The sequence below is a fragment of the Neptuniibacter pectenicola genome, from assembly GCF_001597735.1.
Lineage (GTDB): Bacteria > Pseudomonadota > Gammaproteobacteria > Pseudomonadales > Balneatricaceae > Neptuniibacter > Neptuniibacter pectenicola.
Window position 1 is genome coordinate 1 of the sequence record NZ_LUTS01000144.1, and the last position, 258, is coordinate 258.

Genomic DNA, 258 nt, shown 5'->3' on the forward strand with positions numbered 1-258 from the left:
CATTCTTTATGACCGCTTTTGGGACACCGGCCAATCCGGCGACGGCCAGGCCGTAGGATTTACTCGCCGCGCCTTCTTGAACCGCGTGCATAAAGGCGATGGAGTCACCGTGCTCTACCGCGTCAAGGTGAACGTTAGCGAGATGCGGTAGCTGGTTAGGCATTTCTGTCAGTTCAAAATAGTGGGTCGCAAACAAGGTCATAGCTCCGACCTTGGTCGCTAGCCACTCAGCACTTGCCCACGCCAGCGATAGACCAT

The 258-nt window shown here is 55.8% G+C and carries 1 protein-coding gene; it reads right to left on the reverse strand.

The window, feature by feature from the left end:
- The coding region (locus A3773_RS17260; RefSeq protein ID WP_156473573.1) for a MutS-related protein at window positions 1-258 on the reverse strand (258 nt) is incomplete at both ends.